Raw genomic sequence first — 20,569 nt, forward strand, 5'->3', positions numbered from 1 at the left:
TACACAAACTAAGTCCGCCTACGCGGACTGGGTTATAACGGGGGTAGCGTTCCCCGGATTTGGTATAACGAATGACGAATGACAATTACATAATCTTAAATTCTTTGAGTGCAGGCAAAAAGTTTCGGTTTTCATGACTAGGGCGCGTCAGTTTAATTAGGGCAAAGCGCTGGGTGGGAGTTAGGGCTTCCCACTGTTCAGGCATGAGGGAAACGCCAACTTCTTGGGCTTTCGTTTGAACATCCTCAGGAATTATCGTCGCATCCATCCAGGCTGGATTAGGATCGATAGGCAGTTCCGAGGCAGATTGATCTGTATAGTTCGTCACCAAGTCTTGTAAGTACTGCCGATACGCTTGGCTTTCTTGGGCTGTGGTTGTGGGCATTTCCACTAACGTTTGGCGTTCTTGCTGGGTAAATTGATGCCAGTGGGCTAATTTAAGTTTAACGCCACAGGTGTCTAATTTCATTCGTACCTGCATAGGGATGCAGCGTAAGGAATCGACGAAATCTTGCTCAAATTGGAAGAAATGAGTCATAGTTTAAATCACAATTATGTAAGGAGATGGTCACTGTTTAAGCTGACATGATATGACATAAGACAAATTCTTCAATGAGGTTTTTTTGCTGTAGTGCGGCGGATAATCCAGTAACTGATGGAGAGAGAGAGAATCGCCAGGGCTAAACCAATAATTTCAAGTCCTCCGGTTTTGTCAAGGTTGAGAATGATAATTTTACGGGCAACGGCAATTAGGGAGGTGACGATAACCAGTTCAACTTGAACAACATGCTTCCGCAGATAAGCCGTAATATTTTCCAGAATTTCCAGGGCAATCAGAACATTTAAAAATAGCCCAAAAATTTCAAACAAGCTTTCATTAAAGAAACCGAAAGGTTCAACCAGCAATTGTTGAGAGAGAACGATAATCAGATCGAACATTGCCACCAAGATGACAGCAATCATCACTACAGACAAAATCTTGGAGACAATGCCCTCAACCTGTTCAATCGCACCCAGAAATGCACTGTCCCCACAAGAATTTTTGAATAGAAGGAGTAATTTTTTCAATCGCTGCATTTTTCTCTAGGAGTCACCCTAACACAACGATACTATCATTGATGAGGAAGTACAAGATGATTCTACTTATCTCCTCAGAAACTGGAGATGGGGACAGCAGTGATGGAGATGGGGGAAGTCCAGTTGCCAGATGAGGCTTATAGGTTAAACTCACCCGGCGGGATTACATCGGCAATTCTTTAGCCTAACTCGGTTTATCAGTCGTCTGTTGACTCTTGATGATTCCTAAAGAAACAATGTTTTAAAACCCAGAGACTAGGGAACTCTAAATGAGCAATCATTTTGTGGCTAAACTTCTTTCAACTTGGATTCTAAATCAAAAGGCTGTCCATAGTCCCAAATTTTCATGTCTAAACGATGATTGTATACCGTGATTTCCAAGTCAACGGGAGTCGATTGGGATAAGCCTTTGTGGGCGTGACGAACAACATTTGTAAACGCCTCAACCAGGGCGATTTGACCTAACTGCCAAACCTGTTGGGGAATGGGTAAATGCTGAAGCTGTCCATACCATTCTAAAATTTGCTCTACAGAATTTAGGTCGCTATTGACGGTAAGCCTCAGGTTTCGATAACGAGACTTCGCCCGGTTTCTGCGATAGGAATTGACCAACCTCAAAATCAGACGTTGGCAGAAACAAATTAACCGAGCAAATAAATTCTTTTGGTGGCATTTCGGTAGTCTTTTAACAGGTTCTTGGTCATAGGCTTTGCTGATGAACAAACAATTTTTATGGTCTCGGGTACGAATGTATCTGATCTCATCGGCTATCTGGGAAATAATTTTAATGCCCATTCCGCCTTCAGGGAGTTGCTCTAGGGTATTTGGCATTTGCATTTGCATAAGAAAAGTCCCCTCATGGAAAGAAACTAATTTTTAGTATCCACGATTTTAAGGTAGTGCATTGTGATAGGTAGATTGACCGTAACGTGATAATTTCTGTTGGTCTGGGTAATTGATTGCACTCCCTAAATGTAACTTGAATCACACTAATACGGTTAATGCAATCAAATTCGTTACTTTATCTCTATGAAAAATTTTCAGCCGCATCGATGACTGAAACGATTATCCAGACTAGGTTTTGGACTCAGGACTGGAGGGTAGAAGTAACAGACCCACTAAAATTTCCCTTGACCGCCTTGCCTGTTTGGTTTAGAGATGTTTGCAGGCGGTTGGTATGATGCAGCAGTAACCTCTAGGGGAAAGGTAGCGTAATCACCTTTATACATTCTAAATGATCAATGCGATCGCGCCTAGTAAGTCATTGGACTCAACTCAAGTTGACCATGAGGACACAGGGAACAGTAAGAGTTTGAGGTATAGTTACAAAACTTAATACTATTGGGCTGATTTCTACCAACCTACTTAATCTGTCGGTTGCGATAAAGCGGGTAAGCTGGGGTAGAGATTTTTAAACTTTTCTTTGCCGAGCTACGGCGCATGGTATAGCATAACGGAGAATGTGCTAAGAAAATAGAGAACAATGGAAAACCCTGCCTCCCTTCATGTGGCGGTCACTGATGAAGCATTGGCAACCTCCGAACCCAAGTCCCCCGCCAGTTCCAGCTTATTCATCCCCGAACTCGACCGGAAAAAGCCCCTGAGTGCGGCTTGGATTCCCTTTATCTTCTTAAGCATGGCGCTGTTCATTGTTAGCCTAGCTAGTCCCGTTTTAGCGTTGCGGAAAGGAAATAGTGGGGCTGAGGTGACGACTCTTCAGAAAACGCTGCAAGCTGAGGGGTACTTTAATGGACCGATTACCGGGTACTATGGACCATTAACCGAAGCTGCTGTTATCCAATTTCAACAAGCAAACGGACTTAGCCCGGATGGTATCGTTGGGGCGAATACTACCGCCACATTAGAGTCTGACGCCACCGCAGCAACGGATGCGAGTCTTGATACACCTCTAGAGTTTGAGTCACCTATACCAGAACCGGAGAAACCTTTAATATCTGCCCGACCCAATTTTATTCTCCAACGGGGCGATCGCAATTCTCAAGTCACCTCTCTCCAGCGAAATTTACAAGTGGCTGGCTATTTTAATGGACCGATTACCGGGTACTATGGTTCAACGACTCAAGACGCCGTGATTCAACTGCAACAAGCCCAGGGATTAACCGTAGATGGGATTGCTGGACCTAAAACCCGTGCGGCATTAGAATCGACTCCAGTGTCATCCGCCTCACAAACTGCCCCCTCAACGGAAGCGACAGAGGATAGAATGGGATTCGCGAATCCTGGTTTAGTTCTCAAGCGAGGGAGTCGCAATTCAGATGTCACGGCGCTACAGAGAACCTTACAAGCACAGGGGTATTATGACGGACCAATCACGGGATACTATGGCAACCTCACCGAAAATGCCGTAATTCAATATCAAAAAGCCAAGGGATTAACCGTAGATGGGATGGTGGGTGCTAACACCAAAGCGACATTAGAATTGCCCTCTGCTACGACAACAGAATCCCCAATTGAGTCTTCGACTTCGGAGTTAAATCAATCTACATCAGAGGAAAACGCTGACGAGAGTACCTTTACTCAGGACTCATTCATCAAACCGGAGGAAAATTACGACCCGATTCCTTTGAATCAAGATTCGTTCGCTACACCGACAGAAAATTCCGACAATAGTCCCTTTAATCAGGACAGCTTTATTGACGAAGACAGCGAAAAAAAAAAGAACGATGAGCAACGTCAGTCCAGCCAGATGACGCTAAAACAAACCATTTCTGGCAAAATTTCCCCTAAATCTATTGTGCATTCAGGTCGGGGTTTATTTTTTGCCCAGAATATGATGTACAGTCATACGATTACGGTGTATGACCGCCAGTATAATTTGGTCAAAACGATTGCCGATGCGGTGAATTTGCAGAAATATGGGCATTCCAAGGGGAACGGAACCTATAAAGGATCTCCTGTAGAAGCCGCTTTTTCCGATAATGGAAAATATGCCTGGGTGTCTAATTACCAAATGTATGGTTCAGGATTTAATAATCCAGGGAGTGACAAATGTAGCCCCTCGCAAAAAACAGACAATAGTTTTTTGTATCGCATCAGTACCGATAGTTTAGCGATTGACCAAGTGATTGAAGTCGGGTCTGTGCCTAAATTTGTCGCCACTAGCCCGGATAATCGGTTTGCCCTAGTCAGTAATTGGTGTAGTTGGGATTTAAGCGTTGTCGATATTCAGCAAAATCAGGAAGTGCGGCGGATTAAATTGGGTCGCTATCCCCGTGGGATTGCGGTTGATGCGGCATCCCAAAAAGCGTATGTGGCGGTGATGGGGTCTTATGATATTGCGGTTGTCGATTTAAATGATTTCTCACTCGACTGGATCAAAAATATTGGAAATTCACCGCGTCATTTAAGTATTGATCCAGGTGGTCAGTATCTCTACGCCACGTTAAATGGGGAAGGAACGGTGGCTAAAATTGATTTATTTACAGGTAAGGTTTTACGCAAAGTTGTCACTGGGAATGCCCCCCGCAGCATGGATATATCCGATGATGGCGAATTTTTGTATGTGGTGAATTATCACTCAAATACCATGAGTAAAGTGCGTACCCGTGATATGTCAATTCAGCAAACGGTGAATACCAATGCTAATCCGATTGGAATTACGTATGATCCAGAAACGAATCAGGTTTGGGTGGCGTGTTATTCGGGGACAATTATGGTGTTTCAGGACTAAATAGGATTGTCATTTGTCATTTGTCATTTGTCATTTGTCATTTGTAAGGGTTGGCGGCTTGTTGACAAAACTTAGTGGGCGTGATGTTTTCTTTTGTCCGACGACTTAGTAATTATCAACATGGAAATTTATCAGCGCCACTCGTGGACTCTGACGGTTGAGGAAGCTACGGCGATTCAAAACCAACTCAGTCGTGAAATTATTACCTCGGATCAATTGGGTGAGGTAAAGTATGTGGCGGGTGTGGATGTTGGTTTTGAAGACAATTATGCGATTTCCCGCGCCGCCGTTGCGGTTTTGAGTTTTCCGGAATTGCAACTCATCGAACAGGCGATCGCACGTCGCCCGACAACGTTTCCCTATATTCCAGGGTTTCTCTCGTTTCGGGAAGTTCCTGTGGTACTGGATGCCCTATCTCAGATTAAAATAACTCCTGATTTAATCTTGTGTGATGGTCAAGGAATTGCCCATCCCCGGCGATTTGGTTTGGCTTGTCATTTAGGATTATTGATTACAGTACCTACGATTGGGGTAGCGAAGTCGCGATTAATTGGTCAGTATGAGGAACTACCCCCAGAGAAAGGAAATTGGCAACCCTTACGACATCGGGGAGAGGTAATTGGCGCAGTTGTGCGATCGCGGACTGGGGTGAAGCCTCTGTATGTCTCTCCGGGTCATCGGATCAGCTTACCTACTGCGATCGATTATGTCATGCGCTGCACTCCGAAATATCGATTACCGGAAACCACTCGTTGGGCTGATAAACTTGCCTCAAACCGGATTGGTTAAGTATAGCAGAAGCTAGGAGGCAGAGGGCAGAAGAATCTTAGCTGACTTCTTCAAGAACATCGAGACGTAGGCGCACCTGTTTCTCATAAGGATTCTCTGCCCAAATTTTTTTAATGGGTGTAGCGGGATCAACGTTAATTTTTAGCGGCTTTCCTGGAGTACAATTATAGGTTTTCATACAATCACCACAGCGAATCGGCTTTTCTCCTCGCTGAACATAAATAATCAGTTGCGTTGCGGGTGAATCAAGCTGAATTGATTGTCGTGATCCCCCTGCTAAAACGTTTAGAAAGTACGACTTTAATGGTGACTGGATTGGTTGTTGAGTTTCAACGCTACTTTGATCAAGTGCTGGCAAATTTTCCGCTTGAGCAGGAAGGACGCAACAAATTACGAATAAGAGCGTTATAATAAAAAGTCTACGTTTCATAATTTCAGTATGTAGAACTTCGGTCAAGAAACCGGGTTTCTTTGGTGAAATGTCGATATTTGTTGTTTCCTTACGAGAAACCCGGTTTCTGGGAATACTCGATCCCCCCCTCAAAACTCAGACGCGCCATGGCGCGTCTCTACACTATTATTTGGTATCAGTCATTCTCAATCAGCTTTTCATCGGCTTCAATTAAGGCTTCCTGGAGTAAGGGGGAAAGGTTCTCAGTTAAACGTCCAGCGCGGATAAATTCAGCGTAGGTATCCGCCTCGATATCAACCATTCGTTCTTGCAGTTGTTCCATATCTAAGTTTTGTAACTGAGGATGGTGATGGAGTAATTGGTCAAGCTCGGTGTGAATACTTTCGAGTTGACCATCAACCAGTTTTATCTGATACTGACAAAATTCTGAATTCATTTCGTTGTTAGTCGTTGCTGACTCTAAATAGTCTTTGACTCGATTGAGTGCCACACGACGGGCGATTGCCTCAGAATATTTCTGACGCACGGGTTGATCACCAATTAAATTCAGTTTTTCCAGGAGGAATTGGGTAGTTAATCCCTCAACTAAAAGTGTAAACAGTACCACGCCAAAAACCGTAACAATAATATCTTGTCGTCCCTCCAAACTCACCGGAACACTTAAGGCTAGGGCGATGGAAACCGAACCCCGTAATCCACCCCACCACAACACCGTTTGCTGTCGCCATCCTATATCAGACTTGACAAGTGCATTGCTAATCGTGGCTAAGCCGTAAATTGAGATAGCACGGGTGAAGAGAACGGCGCCAATGGCAACCCCAATTAAGCCGAGGTTTTGTCCCAAGCGGGGGAAATCAATTTGGTCCCCGATGAGGAGAAAGACAATTGAGTTGACAAAAAATGCCAGAAAATCCCAGAATTCGGAGACAATTAAGCGGGTGCGGGGGTTCATGCCAATTCGGGAACCAAAGTTTCCCAGAACTAACCCCACAGTAACCACACCAATTACCCCAGAACCGCCAAGTTCCTCAGTAATCAGGTAAGTGCCATAGGCAGAGACTAACGTCAGAGATTGTTCGACGAGGGGTAAATCGAAGCGTTGGGTGAGAAAGGAAATACCAAACCCGATTAAGCAACCGACACCGATACCAACTCCGGCAAAGGTAAAGAATTGGGCGACGGTGGTGGATAGGGAAAATTCCTGCGTACCGAGGGGGATACCGACTAATAAGAGAAAGGCGACGACGGCGACACCATCATTAAATAAGCTTTCCCCTTCCATCAGGGTTTTCAGGCGTTTATCCGCCCCCAATTCTCGAAATAGGGCGATAACGGATACGGGGTCAGTTGCCGCCAGACTCGCGCCGACTAATAGTGCGATCGCCAGGGGTAATTCGGTAAATTGGGTAATGGTAAAGGCAATTCCCAGCACCGAAATCACCACCCCCACCACCGCAAACAGAATCACCGGGATTAAATCCCGCCGTAAATCCCGCCAACGGATATTCCAGGCGGCTTCAAACAGGAGGGGAGGGAGGAAAATCTCTAGAATCAATTCTGGAGATAGGTTCACCAGGCGCACATCGACAAAGGCTAAACCCAAGCCGACAATAACCAGAAGCAAGGTATAGGGGATTTTGCGGAACAACGGAAAAATCCGGGAAACCGTGGCGACGCTGAGAGACACCGACAGCACTAAGAGAAATTGTTCCAGATTCTGCTCAATGGCAGCTTCGCTGATAGCGGATTCTACGGACATGAATAGAACTCCAAGGATACTGGCAATTTTGATATAACAGTACAACCTAGCGCAAGCAACACTATCTAGCGTAGGACTCTTTCCTTTCACCTATGCAATTGTAAGCAAAATTGAGGGAAAGTCACCCAAGCGACCATTAGCCTGATTGCTCTATTCCAAGCACAGCAGAAGCATTATGTCAAGATAAAGATAGAGGCGATCGATCCCCAAGTCAACTGAATTGTAATTTAAATGTAGGGTGTGTTAGCGAAGCGTAACGCACCATTTGTCTGACGTAATACAGCTAAAATTGTGGAATATATTTGGCGATTAAATAGGTGGACTTTGATTAAAGTTAACGGTTGAGATTAGGGAACAGAGAACAGTCAGTCCACTACTTAAACCGGGCGCACGTCTGTGCGCCCCTACATCCGCATTAAACCGCCTTTGCTTGGAGGACAAGTGTAACCTTCTGCCTCCTTCCTACCTTCTAAGGTTCTTCAGTGATTGCAGGCATTGGCTGGAAGGAATTGGGCAATGGGTTCGATGAGATATTCAGTTGGGTCAGATACTGATCAACCGCATCAATTTTCTCCAAATTTCCTTCTTCAATAAACAAATTCCTGGCTTCTAATAGGAAAGAAACCGCCTCTTGTCCCCGTCCAACTTGCTGGAGGGCAATCCCCAGATTGTAAAACGCGAGTGATAGTTTGGGATTGAGCAGAATGGCTTGTTGATATTCGGAAATCGCGTCCTCATACTGCTGATTGCGATGCAGCGCTACGGCTAAATTGTAGTGCGCCAGCGAATCGTAGGGATCGAGTGATATGGCGCGTTCCAGTGCCGCGATCGCGTCCTCGTATTCCCCATTTTTAATCAGTGCGGCTCCCAATTGGCGATAAGCATCCACATTGTCTGGATCGAGCCGCGTTACCCAATCAAATCTGCGAATAGCTTCTTCCACATCCCCTTGTTGCAGAAAAATTAGCCCCAGTCGATAGTGAGCGGGTGCAAATCGGGAATTGATTTGGGTTGCTCTGAGAAAAGAATTTTTGGCTTCGGTAAGCTGGTTTTGTTGAGCCAGTAGCAATCCGAGTTGATAATGGGCTTGTACGAATTGTGAATCGTTGCGAAGGGCTTGCCGTAGTGCCGCGATCGCAGAATCGACTTGGTTTTGTTTGGCTAAGAGCAATGCCAGATTATACTTGGCAACCGCCGAGTTGGGATTGAGGCGAACCGCTTGTGTGTATTCACTCAGCGCTCCCTCAACGTTACCTTGGGCTTCTAATGCCAAGCCTAGATTATAACGAGCGGCAGCTAAATTGGGATCAATCGCGATCGCCTGTTGATAGGCACTAATAGCTTCCTCGATATTGCCTTGCTGGTATAACATCAAGCCCAGATTGTAATGCGCCTCTGGCATATTCGGATCGAGACCAATCGCCATCTGGTATTGTTCAGCCGCCGAGTCAATCTGACCTTGCTGAAACAGGGCATTCCCCAGTAAATATCGTGCCATCGGGATAAACGGATCTTCCTGTAGGGCTTTGCGAAAGGCTAACTCGGCGGTTTTGAAATCGCCGCGATTGTAGCGCATGACACCTTGTTGAAAAAATGTCGCCGCTTCTAGGTCATTCGTGTATAGTCCCTCAACTAACTGCTTACTGTGCTGGCGCTTGGGTAGACTATTGGACAAGGCGGGACTAACCGACAGGAAACTGAGTGCGATCGCGGCGGCGGCAAGTCCAAAGCGGAAGTGGTAGTGTTTAGACATGGTAGAAGACGATGGGGAAATAGAATAAGGAATGTGGGCGGGGGAAAGGTTTATAGCGTCCTATCTTAATAGTGCCAATTTCACTCCCCGATTGGTTCGCCCTTTAAGGGTTAACTGCTTCTGGCAAAATCAGCATGGCATCACCAAAGGAATAAAATCGATAATTATACGCGATCGCTTCAGCATACAACTTCAACAGTCGTTCTCTGCCAATCAATGCACTTACGAGCATCAACAACGTGGAACGGGGCAAGTGAAAGTTGGTAATCAACCCATCAACCACCTGCCACTGATAGCCCGGATAAATAAATAATTCGGTTTTGCCGCAATAGGGTTGCAATTCCCCACTCGCCGCTGCCCCTTCCAACGCCCTAACCACCGTTGTGCCAACGGCAATCACCCGCCCCCCAGCGGCTTTTGTTTGCTGAATTTGTGCCACCGTTGCAGGGGGTATCTCCAACCACTCGCCATGCATTTGATGACTCGTCACATCTTCTACCTCCACGGGGCGAAATGTACCAACACCAACATGCAAGGTAATCGACGCCTGCTCAATTCCGCTTATGTGACATTGTTCCAAAAGTTCAGGGGTGAAATGTAATCCGGCTGTCGGGGCGGCTACTGCACCAGGGATTTGGGCGTATACGGTTTGATACTGATCGGGTGTGGCTTGAGAGTGGGTGATGTAAGGCGGAAAAGGCACTTGACCATAGTTAGGTAAAAGGGTGACTAGGGACTGCCCCTTGGGTAGGTCAAACTGCAATAGACGCCCACTGGTTGCATCATCTCTGGCAATAATTGTTGCCTTCAGAGGAGATCCATTCTTTATATTGTCCTGTCTTGGTGTTTCTGTATCGTCTGAAGATAGGGGAGTCTTCCCATGACTTGCCGGAACAATAGGTTGATCAGGTTCAAAGACTATTGTTGAACCCACTTTTAACCGTCGTCCCGGTTTCACCAATGCCAACCAACAGTTCTGTTCCCGTTCCTCCAGCAATAACACTTCCACAGGCGTACCCGTTACCTTGCGACCATAAAGTCGAGCTGGGATTACCCGGGTATTATTCAAAACCAACAGGTCGCCGGAACGCAACAACTGAGGTAAATCTCGGAAAATGCAGTTTTGGTGCTGAGTTGGAGACTCAACCACGAGCAAACGAGAACTATCTCTAGGGGAAATGGGTGTTTGAGCAATCCGACCCTCTGGCAGATCATAGTTATAGCTGGAAAGCAATAGGTCATTCGTCATGGATGGTTCGATCAAGTACAGCTTATGAGCAATTTTTGACAAATTGGGTAGGTCATGAACGGGTCAGGGTTGTAGCTCTACTCTATACCGCGACTTGCCTTGTGCCATCGGGTACGAATCCCCAAAGACATAAGACCAAGAACTAAAATAACGGAATTGGGTATGATCCCCCAGTAGAGAGCGGGGGCTTTTCCCCTACCAATTCCTGATCCCCGTTGTCAGAATGAAGGTATAGCACTTCCTTGGACTCCACCCCTAGCTGCCCTATGGATTACCTTTATTTTTTAGCCAATGCGAGTTTGACACTGCGAGTGGTTGAGTACCTCCACTCCATGATCCAGCTTCCCGTTCAATATACAACAGTGATTCATCAAATTGATGGCTGGGTCATTAAAGTTAAAATGAACCATCCCCTCACGCCTCAGCAACATGGAGATTTCCAAGCCTTCATGCGCGAACTGGGAATTCCGTTCCAACCCGACATGCGCTTGCAAATGGCGTTTTGGAGCCTCGATACCGGACAATCTCCCATCGATGTCATGCGTCGCTATCAAGTCGCTGTGGTATCTCATGGTAACCCTGACAAGACTGATATTGAAGCGTTTCGCCAACAGTTTACCATGGGACTAGGATACTGCCCAGAAACTTTAGCCTAAGGAGTTCCCAATTAATCAGCCTCCACTATCAAAGCAAGTCCAAACCATCATGCCTTTGTCGGGGCAAGTTTAGCCATTTCAGGGGAGTCTGAATCCAGGCGCATTTTACTACCTTAAGAATAAAGTTAGAAGCCTATGCTCTCCTAATGGTTGAGCGTAGGTTGTTTATGTTAAATAGGTGGAGAAAATTAAAGTTAACGGGGAGGATCGTCATTTGTCATTCGTCATTTGTTGATTGTTCATGGTTCATTGTTGATTGGGAATCTTCTCCCTCATCTTCCCCATCTTCCCCAGCTTCCCCATCTTCCCCAGCTTCCCCATCTTCCCCAGCTTCCCCATCTTCCCCATCTTCCCCATCTGCACCTCCGCACCTCCCCTCCCCTACTTCCCCTTGTGACGTTTATCACTTCTGAGCGTTGCCTTGCGTCAGGTGTATTCGATTTTCCAGTCACGCTTAACGCCGATTTCAGTATAGCCTTAACTGCGATCACGTTCACCCTTTATTAAGATTTAGTTCAATTACTTTTTCCCCGAAATGACCGAAAATTGCAACGTTAATTTATCGGGGATATAACAGTATGCAGCTTGCTTATTTCTGTATGGGCAAAGAACCCATAGAGCCTTGTGTCCATCATATCCAAAGCCATCGATTTAGCCCATATAAATCGATAAAAATGACAGCAGAGGAACTGCTACAGCGATATGCAGCAGGACAACGGGATTTTCAATGCGTCAATTTAAGTGACGAAGTTCTCAGTTGGGCAGATTTGACGGGAGCGAATTTCAGTGGGGCAAATTTGAGTGGAGTAATTCTGAATTGGGCTAACCTCAGTCAAGTTAAGTTGAGATGTGCAAACTTGAGCAACTCTGATTTAAATTGGGCGAATTTGGAACGGGCAGATTTACAGGGAGCAAATTTGAGTGGTGCAGAGGTGAGTGCCGCTAATCTGAAGGAAGCCGATTGGAGTGGAGCCATTATGCCTGATGGTACAATCTGGTCTGAACAAAATGGTAGTCAAGATTCCCGGTTTCTATCCTGGTTGGTTAGATTCTTTAGGCAAGAAAACAATCGCGATTTCTGATTAGAACTTGTCCTACATCCAGGTTAAGCAAAGGGCGGGTTTAGTCATGTTATCAGTTTGTACCAAAACGTTATCGGTTAAACCCGCCCCTACGCTGTCATGCATTTAAATTGGGTATTAGTAGCGAGCAAGATGCTCGCACTACAAGGATTTCCCTATTATTGATATTAAGGTTTAAATGCCGAACAGCTTACGCTATTTAAATAAATTAATATAGTTGATTTTATTTCTACCAACCTACTTAGTCGATCACAGACTTTTGCTCCCCTGCGATCGCAACCGAAAACGTTTCATTGAACTTAGTTTCACTTCCCTCGTTCTCCATTTTTGCCAAACCATGTATCTTGCCATGCACTACCCACGCCTTGAATAACGCCCCGTAGAACTAAACCAATTCCTCGTCCTAAGACTTGCGTTAAAACATAAACTACGCCTTTACCAACCCAGCCGACTGTTCCCCGTAAACGTGGCGCGATCGCATCCCGAAGTTCATAGGCGATGGTGACGGCTAGCTGAGTACCCTGTAGTTGTTCTAATTCTTGGCGTCTAGGGGAATAAATGGCGACTTTTTTGATGCCAATTTCGCTCAAAACAAATAAATCATAGCGACTTTCAAAAATGGCTTGGGGTTCATCGATATATTGGTTCCGCCGATATTTCCAAGATAAATTATTTCTAAATCGGGTAATTTCTCGTGATGACATTAACCGTTTATCATAAAAATTATGCTTAACAATTTCAATATCAGAAAATTCGTTCAACAGGGGTTGGATTACCCCATTAGCAACTTGAATAATTAGATTCTGCAACAATAATTCTGCTCGCGCCATTGCTTCTGGCGTATGGGCAGGATAGGATACATTATCAATCATCAAGGGGGCTTCAAAGAGGCGATTCCCTAATAATTCAATCGCCAAAGGAATTTTATCCAAAATAGCCGTTTGCACTACATCCCGATCTTGCCGCAAAATCTCAACCATTTCGATGGTTTGATTGCCGATAACTAAGGTTGAGTATTGACCAAAAAAGTCAGTTACAGAAACTTGCCATAAATCATGTAATAAGCGCGATCGCTTCTGGGTCAATTGCTCCATTGTTACCTGGGAAAAGCGCAAAGCATCCAGCATCTCCTCAAACTTGTAGAGGACGGTACGCAGTAATTTCCGGCGTCTCTCCACTTGCAGAATATCGATTTCCAAGGGAGTATTCGTCAGATTTGCCAAACTAGAATCCAGTTTGGTCAACGTCACCGCCTGAGGTGTAGACGGTTGAAACTGCAACGCCTCAGAGGAGGTTTTAGATAAGGCACTGGTGGGGGATGGGCGCAGACGATTTTGGGGAACAGGAGGACGAGACGATGAAGGATTTAAACGTGGCTGAGGTTCAACAGGGCTATTACTATTATTAGAGGGAACAAGTCCAGAATCTGTCGGTAATAGCTGATTCACCAGCCAACGGGCTGTCAATAATTCTCGGCGACGTCCCGTCCAAAATAGCCAATCTAGGCGGGATAAATTCCCCTGTTGAAGTTGTGCTGTTACCTGTTTTAAAGCCGCTTCAATCTGTTGTAATCCTGACTGGCGTAATTGGGTATGCCAGCGTGGGGGAGGTAATGAATTGGCGGGGGTGGGTAACATTTGCCAGTAGGATTCACCCGCTTTGACTTGTCGAATGGCTTCCACAATTAAGGTGATGGCACAGCCTTTAGCACAGTAGCCTTCCACTCCCAAACCTTTGGCGACGGTGAGTTGGCTAGGTTCAGATGGAGCGGTTAGCAATAAGATGGGTAGGTTGGGATAATCTGTCTTAAGTTGTTGGCACAAGGATAGTCCGGTTAGGGGACTGCCGAGCGATCGCCCTAGTGCCAAATCTAAGATAATTAAATTAACCTGTTCTTGGGAGAGTAAGGTGGTTAGGCGTTCCAGGGCTGCCGTTGCTGTATCCACCTCCGCCACGATATCTAAATCAGCAAAGGCTTCTAAGGCAGTGACTAAACCTAATCGGAAAATTGGGTCATCGTCAATGAGTAGGATTTGAGTGGATTGATTGGTCATTTGTCATTCGTTATTCGTCATTTGTCATTTGTCATTTGTCATTCGTCATTTGTCATTCGTTATTTGTTATTCGTTATTTGTTATTCGTTATTTGTCATTGGACATTGGACATTGGACATTGGACATTGGTCATTGGTCATTTAGACAGGGCGGGTTTAGTGACATTATGGTGAACAAAAAAATGATAAGCTGTCATGCATTTAAATTGGGAATGGGTAGCGAGCAAGATGCTCGCACTACAGGGATTTCGCTATTACTAATATTAAGGTTTAAATGCCGAGCCGCTTAGTAGTGAAACCCGCCCCTACACATAAAACCCTTTTCTAGTCATGGATCATTTACCTTCCCCATCTTCCCCATCTTCCCCATCTTCCCCATCTCCCCCATCTTCCCTATCTTCCCCATCTCCCCCATCTTCCCCATCTCCCCCAGCTCCCCCATCTTCCCCAGCTCCCCCAGCTCCCCACCCTCCTACCCTCCATTCTGTTGGGATTTCCAAAGAGCGATCGCGGCTTGGGCTTGTTGGTAAAGCGCCCGTTCTGGCGGAATCTGGGCGGCGGTGGCGATCGCGGCGTCAAATCGTCCTTGGGCGGCTAGGGCGGCGGCGGCTTCGAGGATGGGACGATCTTGGGCGGTTTGGATTTGGGCAACCCATTGGGCGATCGCGCTTTGAGCTTCAGCATACAGCATTCGACCTGGACGAATCTGATTGGCGGTGGAAATGGCGGCGATTAAATCTCGACGTTGGGCGAAGGCGCGGGCTAAGTCGAGGATGGGTTGATCTTCTAGGGTTTGGATTTGGCGATTCCATTGGGCGATCGCAGTTTGGGTTTCGGGGTGTAAAGGTTGACCTGGCTCAATTTTACTGGCTTGGGCGACGGCGGCGTTTAATTGATCAATGGTTCCCCCGGCGGCTAGCTGTTGGGCAGTTCTGAGGATATTGCGATCGTCGATATGTTGAATCTGTTTGCGCCACTGGGCTATGTTGGTCTGTGCTTGGATACGCTGGGGGCGATCGGGTGTGATTAGCGTAGCTTGTTCAATCGCCATCTGTAGCAGGGGGCGCTGCTCAAAGCTGGCAGTCATTTGGGCAAGACGTAACTGGAGACGATCTTGGAGTTGAGCCTCCCACTGAATGGCTTGGGCGGCGGCTGACGTTTGCACCGGACTTTTGCCATCCAGTTGGCGAACAGCGGTTAAGGCATCAATGAAGGCGAGGATAGTGTTTTGTTGCACCAGTTTTCCGGCTTGCCCTAAGCGTAACCAATCTTGAGCTTCTTGATACAGGGAGGTATTAATCGGAATTCCTTGGGCAACCTGAATCACCCCCTGATACTCTTGATTTTGGAAGCGAGTGGCAGCAATTTGGAGTAACGTGCGACTCCAATTCGACAGATCACTCTGGGCTTGGGCTTTAATATAGCTATTAGGATCAACCTTGGCTGCTAACGCGATCGCTTGTTCGATCTTTGTCAGTTGATTCGATTTGGCTAAATCTCGTGCCTCTTGCAGTTGTGTCCACGCCTGTTTTTCTGCCGCCAACTGCTGGGTCAGGGTATCATAGCGGGATACACTCCAGTATTGGTCATTCAGGCGGGACAGTTGGCTGATTAGTTTAGCCGCCTGCTGCCAGTTTTGTACTTTCAGGGCATCTTGAACCTGACTGACAATTGCCTGAGCCTGGATTCGTTCCTGTTTCCAGGTAGCGATTTGGGCTTGAGCTTCGGGATATAGGGGACTACTTACAGGGATTTGCATCGCCATTTTCAGGGCATCGGTATAGTTTCCCTGATTCAGGGTTTCCCGGGCAAATTGCAGTACCATTTGAGACCATTCCTGCAGCAGTTGCTGCGCCTGGGGATACAGGGAATGGTTGGGCGACCAATATTGCACGATCGCGATCGCCTCTAAAAGTTGCTCAAATTCTCCGGATTGGGCAGCCAGTTGAGCGCAGTATAATCGTTCGCTATCCGGGGATAAAGGAGAAATGCGTTGGCAATTTGCCGGAGGTGGCAGTTTGGTGAGTAATAATGTACCACCAATGACCATACTGCCGACAACGGACACGATCATCAACCACAGCAATGACCACCGCAAAAACACACCTTGGCGGCGTTTGTAGGCTGGGTTTGAGCGCCTGTCTCGGACAACTTTGGCATCTAAGTGTCCCGTTTCTGCTAAACTCGATGCCTTAGAGCCTCTTGCGAGTCGGATGACTAACTTATGTCCCCGAGGTTTGCGAGTAGGCAGGGAAGTATGGAGATGAAATCGGGGCAAGTCTCGTTTGGACACAGATAGAAAACAACTGGTAATTCATTGTTCACCGTTTATTGTCCATCATTGTATTCCCAATCAACCGTAAATTTGGGTGATTCGCAATCCGTTCAATAGAGTCCACAATAAGATGAGGAATCGTTTTGGAGTAGTTAGGGTGGCATGAGGCTGAGCATTCGCCATTGGCTAGCAGAACGCCACATTGAACTTGCCCAACTGGGACAGGATAACGCCCAGTTGGCGGGCATTGCGTTTCGCATTGCCCAAGACATGGAGGTTAAGAGTCTGAATCCCTTTGCGATTAGTGTCTTGACCGAAGTGTTGGAGTTACCGTTAACTGTCGCTTGGCAAGTCGCGCCGATTTTGTCTCAGTTAACGGTGGGGTTGCTGCGGATTTTGAGTCGCAAGAAGCCCTTACGCCGGAGTGAAGGCACCTGGCTAAGTTTTCAGGTGGCGTATCTGAACGCATTACAAGGAATTTTAGAGCAAGAAGCCCAACTGCGAAGACCCTGGGTGAACCGCGCCCAAGTCCCGGCGTCACCGAATATTGATGAACCTCTGGTTGATCCCCAATTAATTGCTCTACTGAAAACCCTGCGCCCTGGACGTCTCAGTGATTCCCAAGCTGAACAAGCCCTGTCATCTGTGGCAAATTCCTTTCTGGTGCAGCAGATGAATAATTTAGCGATCGCCTGGTTTGTGGCGAATGGGGCGGAGGAAACGGAAGCGAAGTTATTAACCCAACGGTTAAGTAATGGACTCGCGGGTCATTTGCTCAAGGTGATTGCCGAAAATGCGCTACCCTTGGCGCAACTGCAAAAGTTTGTTCGGTTAGGTCATTTAAGTAACACCCTCAACACCCCTCCAGAAGAGGATGAGGAGGAAGAGTTTTCCACGCCCCAATTGACCCTGGATTTGGATCGAGAATATTATCGGGCAGAACTTTCCCGGTCATTAAGCGAACCCTTATTTGCCGAACCCTTTTCCCTCAAGGAAATCTACGTGTCCCTGAACGGCAGACGCCTCCCTACCACGCTGGGACAAGAAAACCGGGAACGACGCCGCAAACAGGAGCTAGACCCTGCCTATCTCGCCGCTGCTTCCTCGCCACCGACAGATTTAATGGCATGGGTGATGGCTCAATTGAATGATAAACATAGTATTGCGGTGATTGAAGCCGATGGTGGCTGTGGGAAAACCAGTTTCTGTCAGATGTTAGCGGCACGGGTAGCGCAAGAGCTGTATCCCCAGTGGATGCCTGTGATTATTCGCCTGCGGGATGTCACCTTGGGTCAAACCTTGGAGCAAACCTTGGAAACAGCCTTCCCGGTGGGACGGTTCACGGATACCGACGGGTGGTTCTCTCGCAGTTCCCCCCCTTGTTTGCTGATTTTAGATGGTTTAAATGAATTGCCCCGTTCTCCCCAGACGGAGCGTCACTTGTGGACGTTTATGGATCAGGTGATGCGGTTCCATACCCAGAAAAATGGGTCAAATTCGCCTCGCCACAAAATTATCCTCACCAGTCGCCCGGTGACCTTGGATGGTGTGTTGGCGCGTAGGTATCGCCATAGTAGTCTACCGCCACTGCAAAGCCGACTCCAGCGCATTGCCATTGAACCGATGGCGAAGGAGGAATTCCGCAAGTGGTTTCTCCAGTGGGCAAAACTGCAATCCAAATCAATTGCCCAGTCGTATTTTAATTTCTTAAAGCATGGTGGCGTATTTCAGCCGCAATCTCCGAATCCTGATTTAGTGGCGCTGCTGACTCGTCCATTAATGCTGTATTTGGTGGGAATTTTACATCGAGATGCCTTAATTGACGATCGCATCTTTAAAATGAGTCCGGCTGAGGTGAAATTTGAAATCTATGACCGGATTTGTCGCTGGTTGCTGGGGGAACCGACGAGTGGGAGTGGACCGCCCTTGGAGTTAATTCGCGAAGGCTTTTCCCATGCAGGGCGTTCCCTAGAAGCGATCGCCAATCTCTTGGAAGGACGTTCCCCGCAACAGTTACGCCGTCAAATGCAGGGGACAGCCCTGACGATTTTGCAGACGGGTCAGAATCAAGTGACACAAACAGTAATCCAGAATCGGTTCCAGAATCAAGAAACGACGGACTCTTTTACCCAACCCCTACCCACGTTCTTTTTCCGCACCCAGCCCAGAGATAAAGCCGGAGACTGGGTGAAGTCCTCACGGCGCCAATCCTCTGCGTCTCAGAAAGCGGCATCAGCCCCCCTCTCCATTGAGTTTTCTCACCCTAGTTTAGGCGACTATTTAGCTGCCGAAGAAATTGCCCTGCAACTGAAGGCATTGACGCAAAAGCTGCCCAACCAGTATGGAGAAGTCTCGTTTGGGATTGACTCCTCTTCCCATGTGGCTGAACATCTTTATCAGTTGTTGGGGTATGGTTTATTGTCTCCTCAAATTGAGGAATTGGTGATTGAGAGACTACGACGAGAGCAACAGCGTAATGCGGACGCCTTTTCCTTCCCGGTATTATTTCAACGACTCTATCGCTTCTATCGCGCCTACTGTCGCGGACGGTGGTTTGATGAAGGGGTGGCTCATCGGGTTCACGAACAGTTGCGGGATTTGAACAATCCCTTGAATACGTTACAAATTGATGCCACCGTGGGATTAAATGTCTTTTTAGTCCTCTGTTCAGCCGCCAAAGAAGCCAATCTCCCCTTCTGGCCCTGTGGCAATCCAGAGATTCCCCAGGACTTTGATGCCGATCAATTGTTAAGTTTTATGGGTCGTACCGTTGCCCTATCTCCTACCACATTTTGGCAACGGGCGAGACGAAGTTTGGCTCAGATTCATTTACCCCAAGCTTGTTTAAATCGGGTAATGCTGGCAGAGGCGAATCTTGTCCATGCCGATTTATCGACGGCTGAGTTAAGTGGGATTAATTTAGCAGCAGCTAATTTACAACAGGCAAATTTAGCCTGGGCAAGTTTAGTCGGGGCAAATTTAGCGGATGCGGATCTCAAAGGGGCGCAGTTAGAAGGGGCGAATTTATTGGGGGCGGATCTGCGGGGTGCTAATTTAACGTCAGCGAATTTAACCAATGCTTGTTTAGTAGATGCCCAGTTAGATGAACCGAATAAACAGTTTGCGGTTAAAAGTGGAGCGTTCTTTTCCTGGGACGAGTTTCAGTCCTATTACCAATCTTTGGTTGTCTCTCCCTTCGTGAAAACCATCGAAGAGGAGCATTTGTTTGAAGATGATCCGATGATTTTCATTGAGAGTGCCGAAGGGGAACTCATGTTACCAACCATTTACTCCCAAGGGAGCGATCGCTATGATGGGGAAACTGAACAGTTTGACCGTGAGCGATTAAATGCCCAAGCTACAGTGTCGGAAACGGATCAGTATGCTGGGGAGACAGCCCAAGTGGATGAGTGGGTAACTGAAGCCCCGGTGTCGGAAACGGATCAGTATAGTGGCGATACGCAGCAATTGGACGAGATGGGACAACACCCGTCGAATACAGAGCAGTATGCTGGGGAGACAGAACAGATCGACGATTGGCAATTCTCCGAGTCGGAAACTGAAGAGGAACAGTTAGAAGCGGGCGCGGAACAAGAGACTGGCGTGTTTCATGAAGATACGATTATGTTGGATGAGGAGGATGATTATTAGTCATTTGTCATTTGTCATTTGTCATTTGTTATTTGTCATTTGTCAAGGTTTGAGGAACATTTACAGAACCTAACCTCGTCCGGTTTATTTTCACCACCCTACTTATTGGCTGCCATCTGTTG

The 20,569-nt window shown here is 46.8% G+C and carries 15 protein-coding genes and 2 pseudogenes; 7 read left to right on the forward strand and 10 right to left on the reverse strand.

The window, feature by feature from the left end; genetic code table 11:
* Window positions 1-85 precede the first annotated feature (85 nt).
* The 3 genes from RIG66_RS30025 to RIG66_RS30035 form a co-directional block, all read right to left on the reverse strand.
* The gene (locus RIG66_RS30025) at window positions 86-538 is read right to left on the reverse strand and encodes a nitrate reductase associated protein (protein WP_446383196.1); all 453 of its coding nucleotides are present in this window, start codon (window positions 536-538) and stop codon (window positions 86-88) included.
* A 71-nt stretch (window positions 539-609) separates the two neighbouring features.
* The gene (locus RIG66_RS30030) at window positions 610-1,077 is read right to left on the reverse strand and encodes a phosphate-starvation-inducible PsiE family protein (protein WP_446383198.1); all 468 of its coding nucleotides are present in this window, start codon (window positions 1,075-1,077) and stop codon (window positions 610-612) included.
* Window positions 1,078-1,365: 288 nt separating this feature from the next.
* A complete protein-coding gene (locus RIG66_RS30035) occupies window positions 1,366-1,914 on the reverse strand; it encodes an ATP-binding protein (RefSeq protein ID WP_446383200.1) in 549 nt (182 codons plus the stop codon).
* A 799-nt stretch (window positions 1,915-2,713) separates the two neighbouring features.
* Between RIG66_RS30035 and RIG66_RS30040 the strand changes: the two are divergent.
* From RIG66_RS30040 to nfi, 3 genes and pseudogenes are all read left to right on the forward strand, one after another.
* Window positions 2,714-3,226, forward strand: a pseudogene (locus RIG66_RS30040) (peptidoglycan-binding domain-containing protein); the annotation flags it as partial.
* A 90-nt stretch (window positions 3,227-3,316) separates the two neighbouring features.
* Window positions 3,317-4,768, forward strand: a pseudogene (locus RIG66_RS30045) (peptidoglycan-binding protein); the annotation flags it as partial.
* Between the two features lie 120 nt (window positions 4,769-4,888).
* Window positions 4,889-5,557 carry a deoxyribonuclease V gene (gene nfi, locus RIG66_RS30050; protein WP_446383202.1) on the forward strand — a complete coding sequence of 223 codons (669 nt, stop codon included), beginning with the start codon at window positions 4,889-4,891 and terminating at the stop codon, window positions 5,555-5,557.
* 37 nt (window positions 5,558-5,594) lie between these two features.
* On the opposite strand, the gene RIG66_RS30055 is transcribed toward nfi, so the two are convergent.
* Entirely contained in the window at window positions 5,595-5,735 is a 141-nt protein-coding gene (locus tag RIG66_RS30055) for a hypothetical protein (RefSeq protein ID WP_446383204.1), read from the reverse strand.
* A 62-nt stretch (window positions 5,736-5,797) separates the two neighbouring features.
* On the opposite strand from RIG66_RS30055, the gene RIG66_RS30060 reads away from it, so the two are divergent.
* Complete coding sequence (locus tag RIG66_RS30060) at window positions 5,798-5,968, forward strand: hypothetical protein (protein WP_446383206.1); 171 nt, start codon at window positions 5,798-5,800, stop codon at window positions 5,966-5,968.
* A 176-nt stretch (window positions 5,969-6,144) separates the two neighbouring features.
* Here RIG66_RS30060 and RIG66_RS30065 read toward each other — a convergent pair whose 3' ends face one another.
* The 3 genes from RIG66_RS30065 to queA form a co-directional block, all read right to left on the reverse strand.
* The gene (locus tag RIG66_RS30065; protein WP_446383207.1) at window positions 6,145-7,728 is read right to left on the reverse strand and encodes a Na+/H+ antiporter; all 1,584 of its coding nucleotides are present in this window, start codon (window positions 7,726-7,728) and stop codon (window positions 6,145-6,147) included.
* A 469-nt stretch (window positions 7,729-8,197) separates the two neighbouring features.
* Window positions 8,198-9,481 (reverse strand): tetratricopeptide repeat protein, encoded by a 1,284-nt coding sequence (locus RIG66_RS30070; RefSeq protein WP_446383209.1) that lies wholly within the window; start codon window positions 9,479-9,481, stop codon window positions 8,198-8,200.
* A 103-nt stretch (window positions 9,482-9,584) separates the two neighbouring features.
* On the reverse strand, window positions 9,585-10,730 hold the full coding sequence (gene queA / locus RIG66_RS30075; RefSeq protein ID WP_446383211.1) for a tRNA preQ1(34) S-adenosylmethionine ribosyltransferase-isomerase QueA: 1,146 nt from the start codon (window positions 10,728-10,730) through the stop codon (window positions 9,585-9,587).
* Window positions 10,731-10,996: 266 nt separating this feature from the next.
* Between queA and RIG66_RS30080 the strand changes: the two genes are divergently transcribed.
* Together RIG66_RS30080 and RIG66_RS30085 are read left to right on the forward strand one after the other, a co-directional pair.
* Window positions 10,997-11,386, forward strand: a complete 390-nt coding sequence (locus tag RIG66_RS30080) for a hypothetical protein (protein WP_446349499.1) — start codon at window positions 10,997-10,999, stop codon at window positions 11,384-11,386.
* A 578-nt stretch (window positions 11,387-11,964) separates the two neighbouring features.
* The gene (locus RIG66_RS30085; RefSeq protein ID WP_446383213.1) at window positions 11,965-12,468 is read left to right on the forward strand and encodes a pentapeptide repeat-containing protein; all 504 of its coding nucleotides are present in this window, start codon (window positions 11,965-11,967) and stop codon (window positions 12,466-12,468) included.
* Between the two features lie 305 nt (window positions 12,469-12,773).
* Here RIG66_RS30085 and RIG66_RS30090 read toward each other — a convergent pair whose 3' ends face one another.
* From RIG66_RS30090 to RIG66_RS30100, 3 genes are all read right to left on the reverse strand, one after another.
* Window positions 12,774-14,522, reverse strand: a complete 1,749-nt coding sequence (locus RIG66_RS30090) for a DUF3685 domain-containing protein (RefSeq protein WP_446383215.1) — start codon at window positions 14,520-14,522, stop codon at window positions 12,774-12,776.
* 334 nt (window positions 14,523-14,856) lie between these two features.
* The gene (locus RIG66_RS30095; RefSeq protein ID WP_446383217.1) at window positions 14,857-15,021 is read right to left on the reverse strand and encodes a hypothetical protein; all 165 of its coding nucleotides are present in this window, start codon (window positions 15,019-15,021) and stop codon (window positions 14,857-14,859) included.
* Entirely contained in the window at window positions 14,994-16,799 is a 1,806-nt protein-coding gene (locus RIG66_RS30100; RefSeq protein ID WP_446383219.1) for a hypothetical protein, read from the reverse strand. Before RIG66_RS30100 ends, RIG66_RS30095 begins: the two co-directional genes overlap by 28 nt.
* 159 nt (window positions 16,800-16,958) lie before the next feature.
* Here RIG66_RS30100 and RIG66_RS30105 point away from each other — a divergent pair, with 159 nt between their 5' ends.
* Window positions 16,959-20,447, forward strand: a complete 3,489-nt coding sequence (locus tag RIG66_RS30105) for a pentapeptide repeat-containing protein (protein WP_446383221.1) — start codon at window positions 16,959-16,961, stop codon at window positions 20,445-20,447.
* The last annotated feature ends 122 nt before the right edge of the window (window positions 20,448-20,569 follow it).

The organism is Coleofasciculus sp. E2-BRE-01 (assembly GCF_040221695.1).
Classification (GTDB): domain Bacteria; phylum Cyanobacteriota; class Cyanobacteriia; order Cyanobacteriales; family Coleofasciculaceae; genus Coleofasciculus.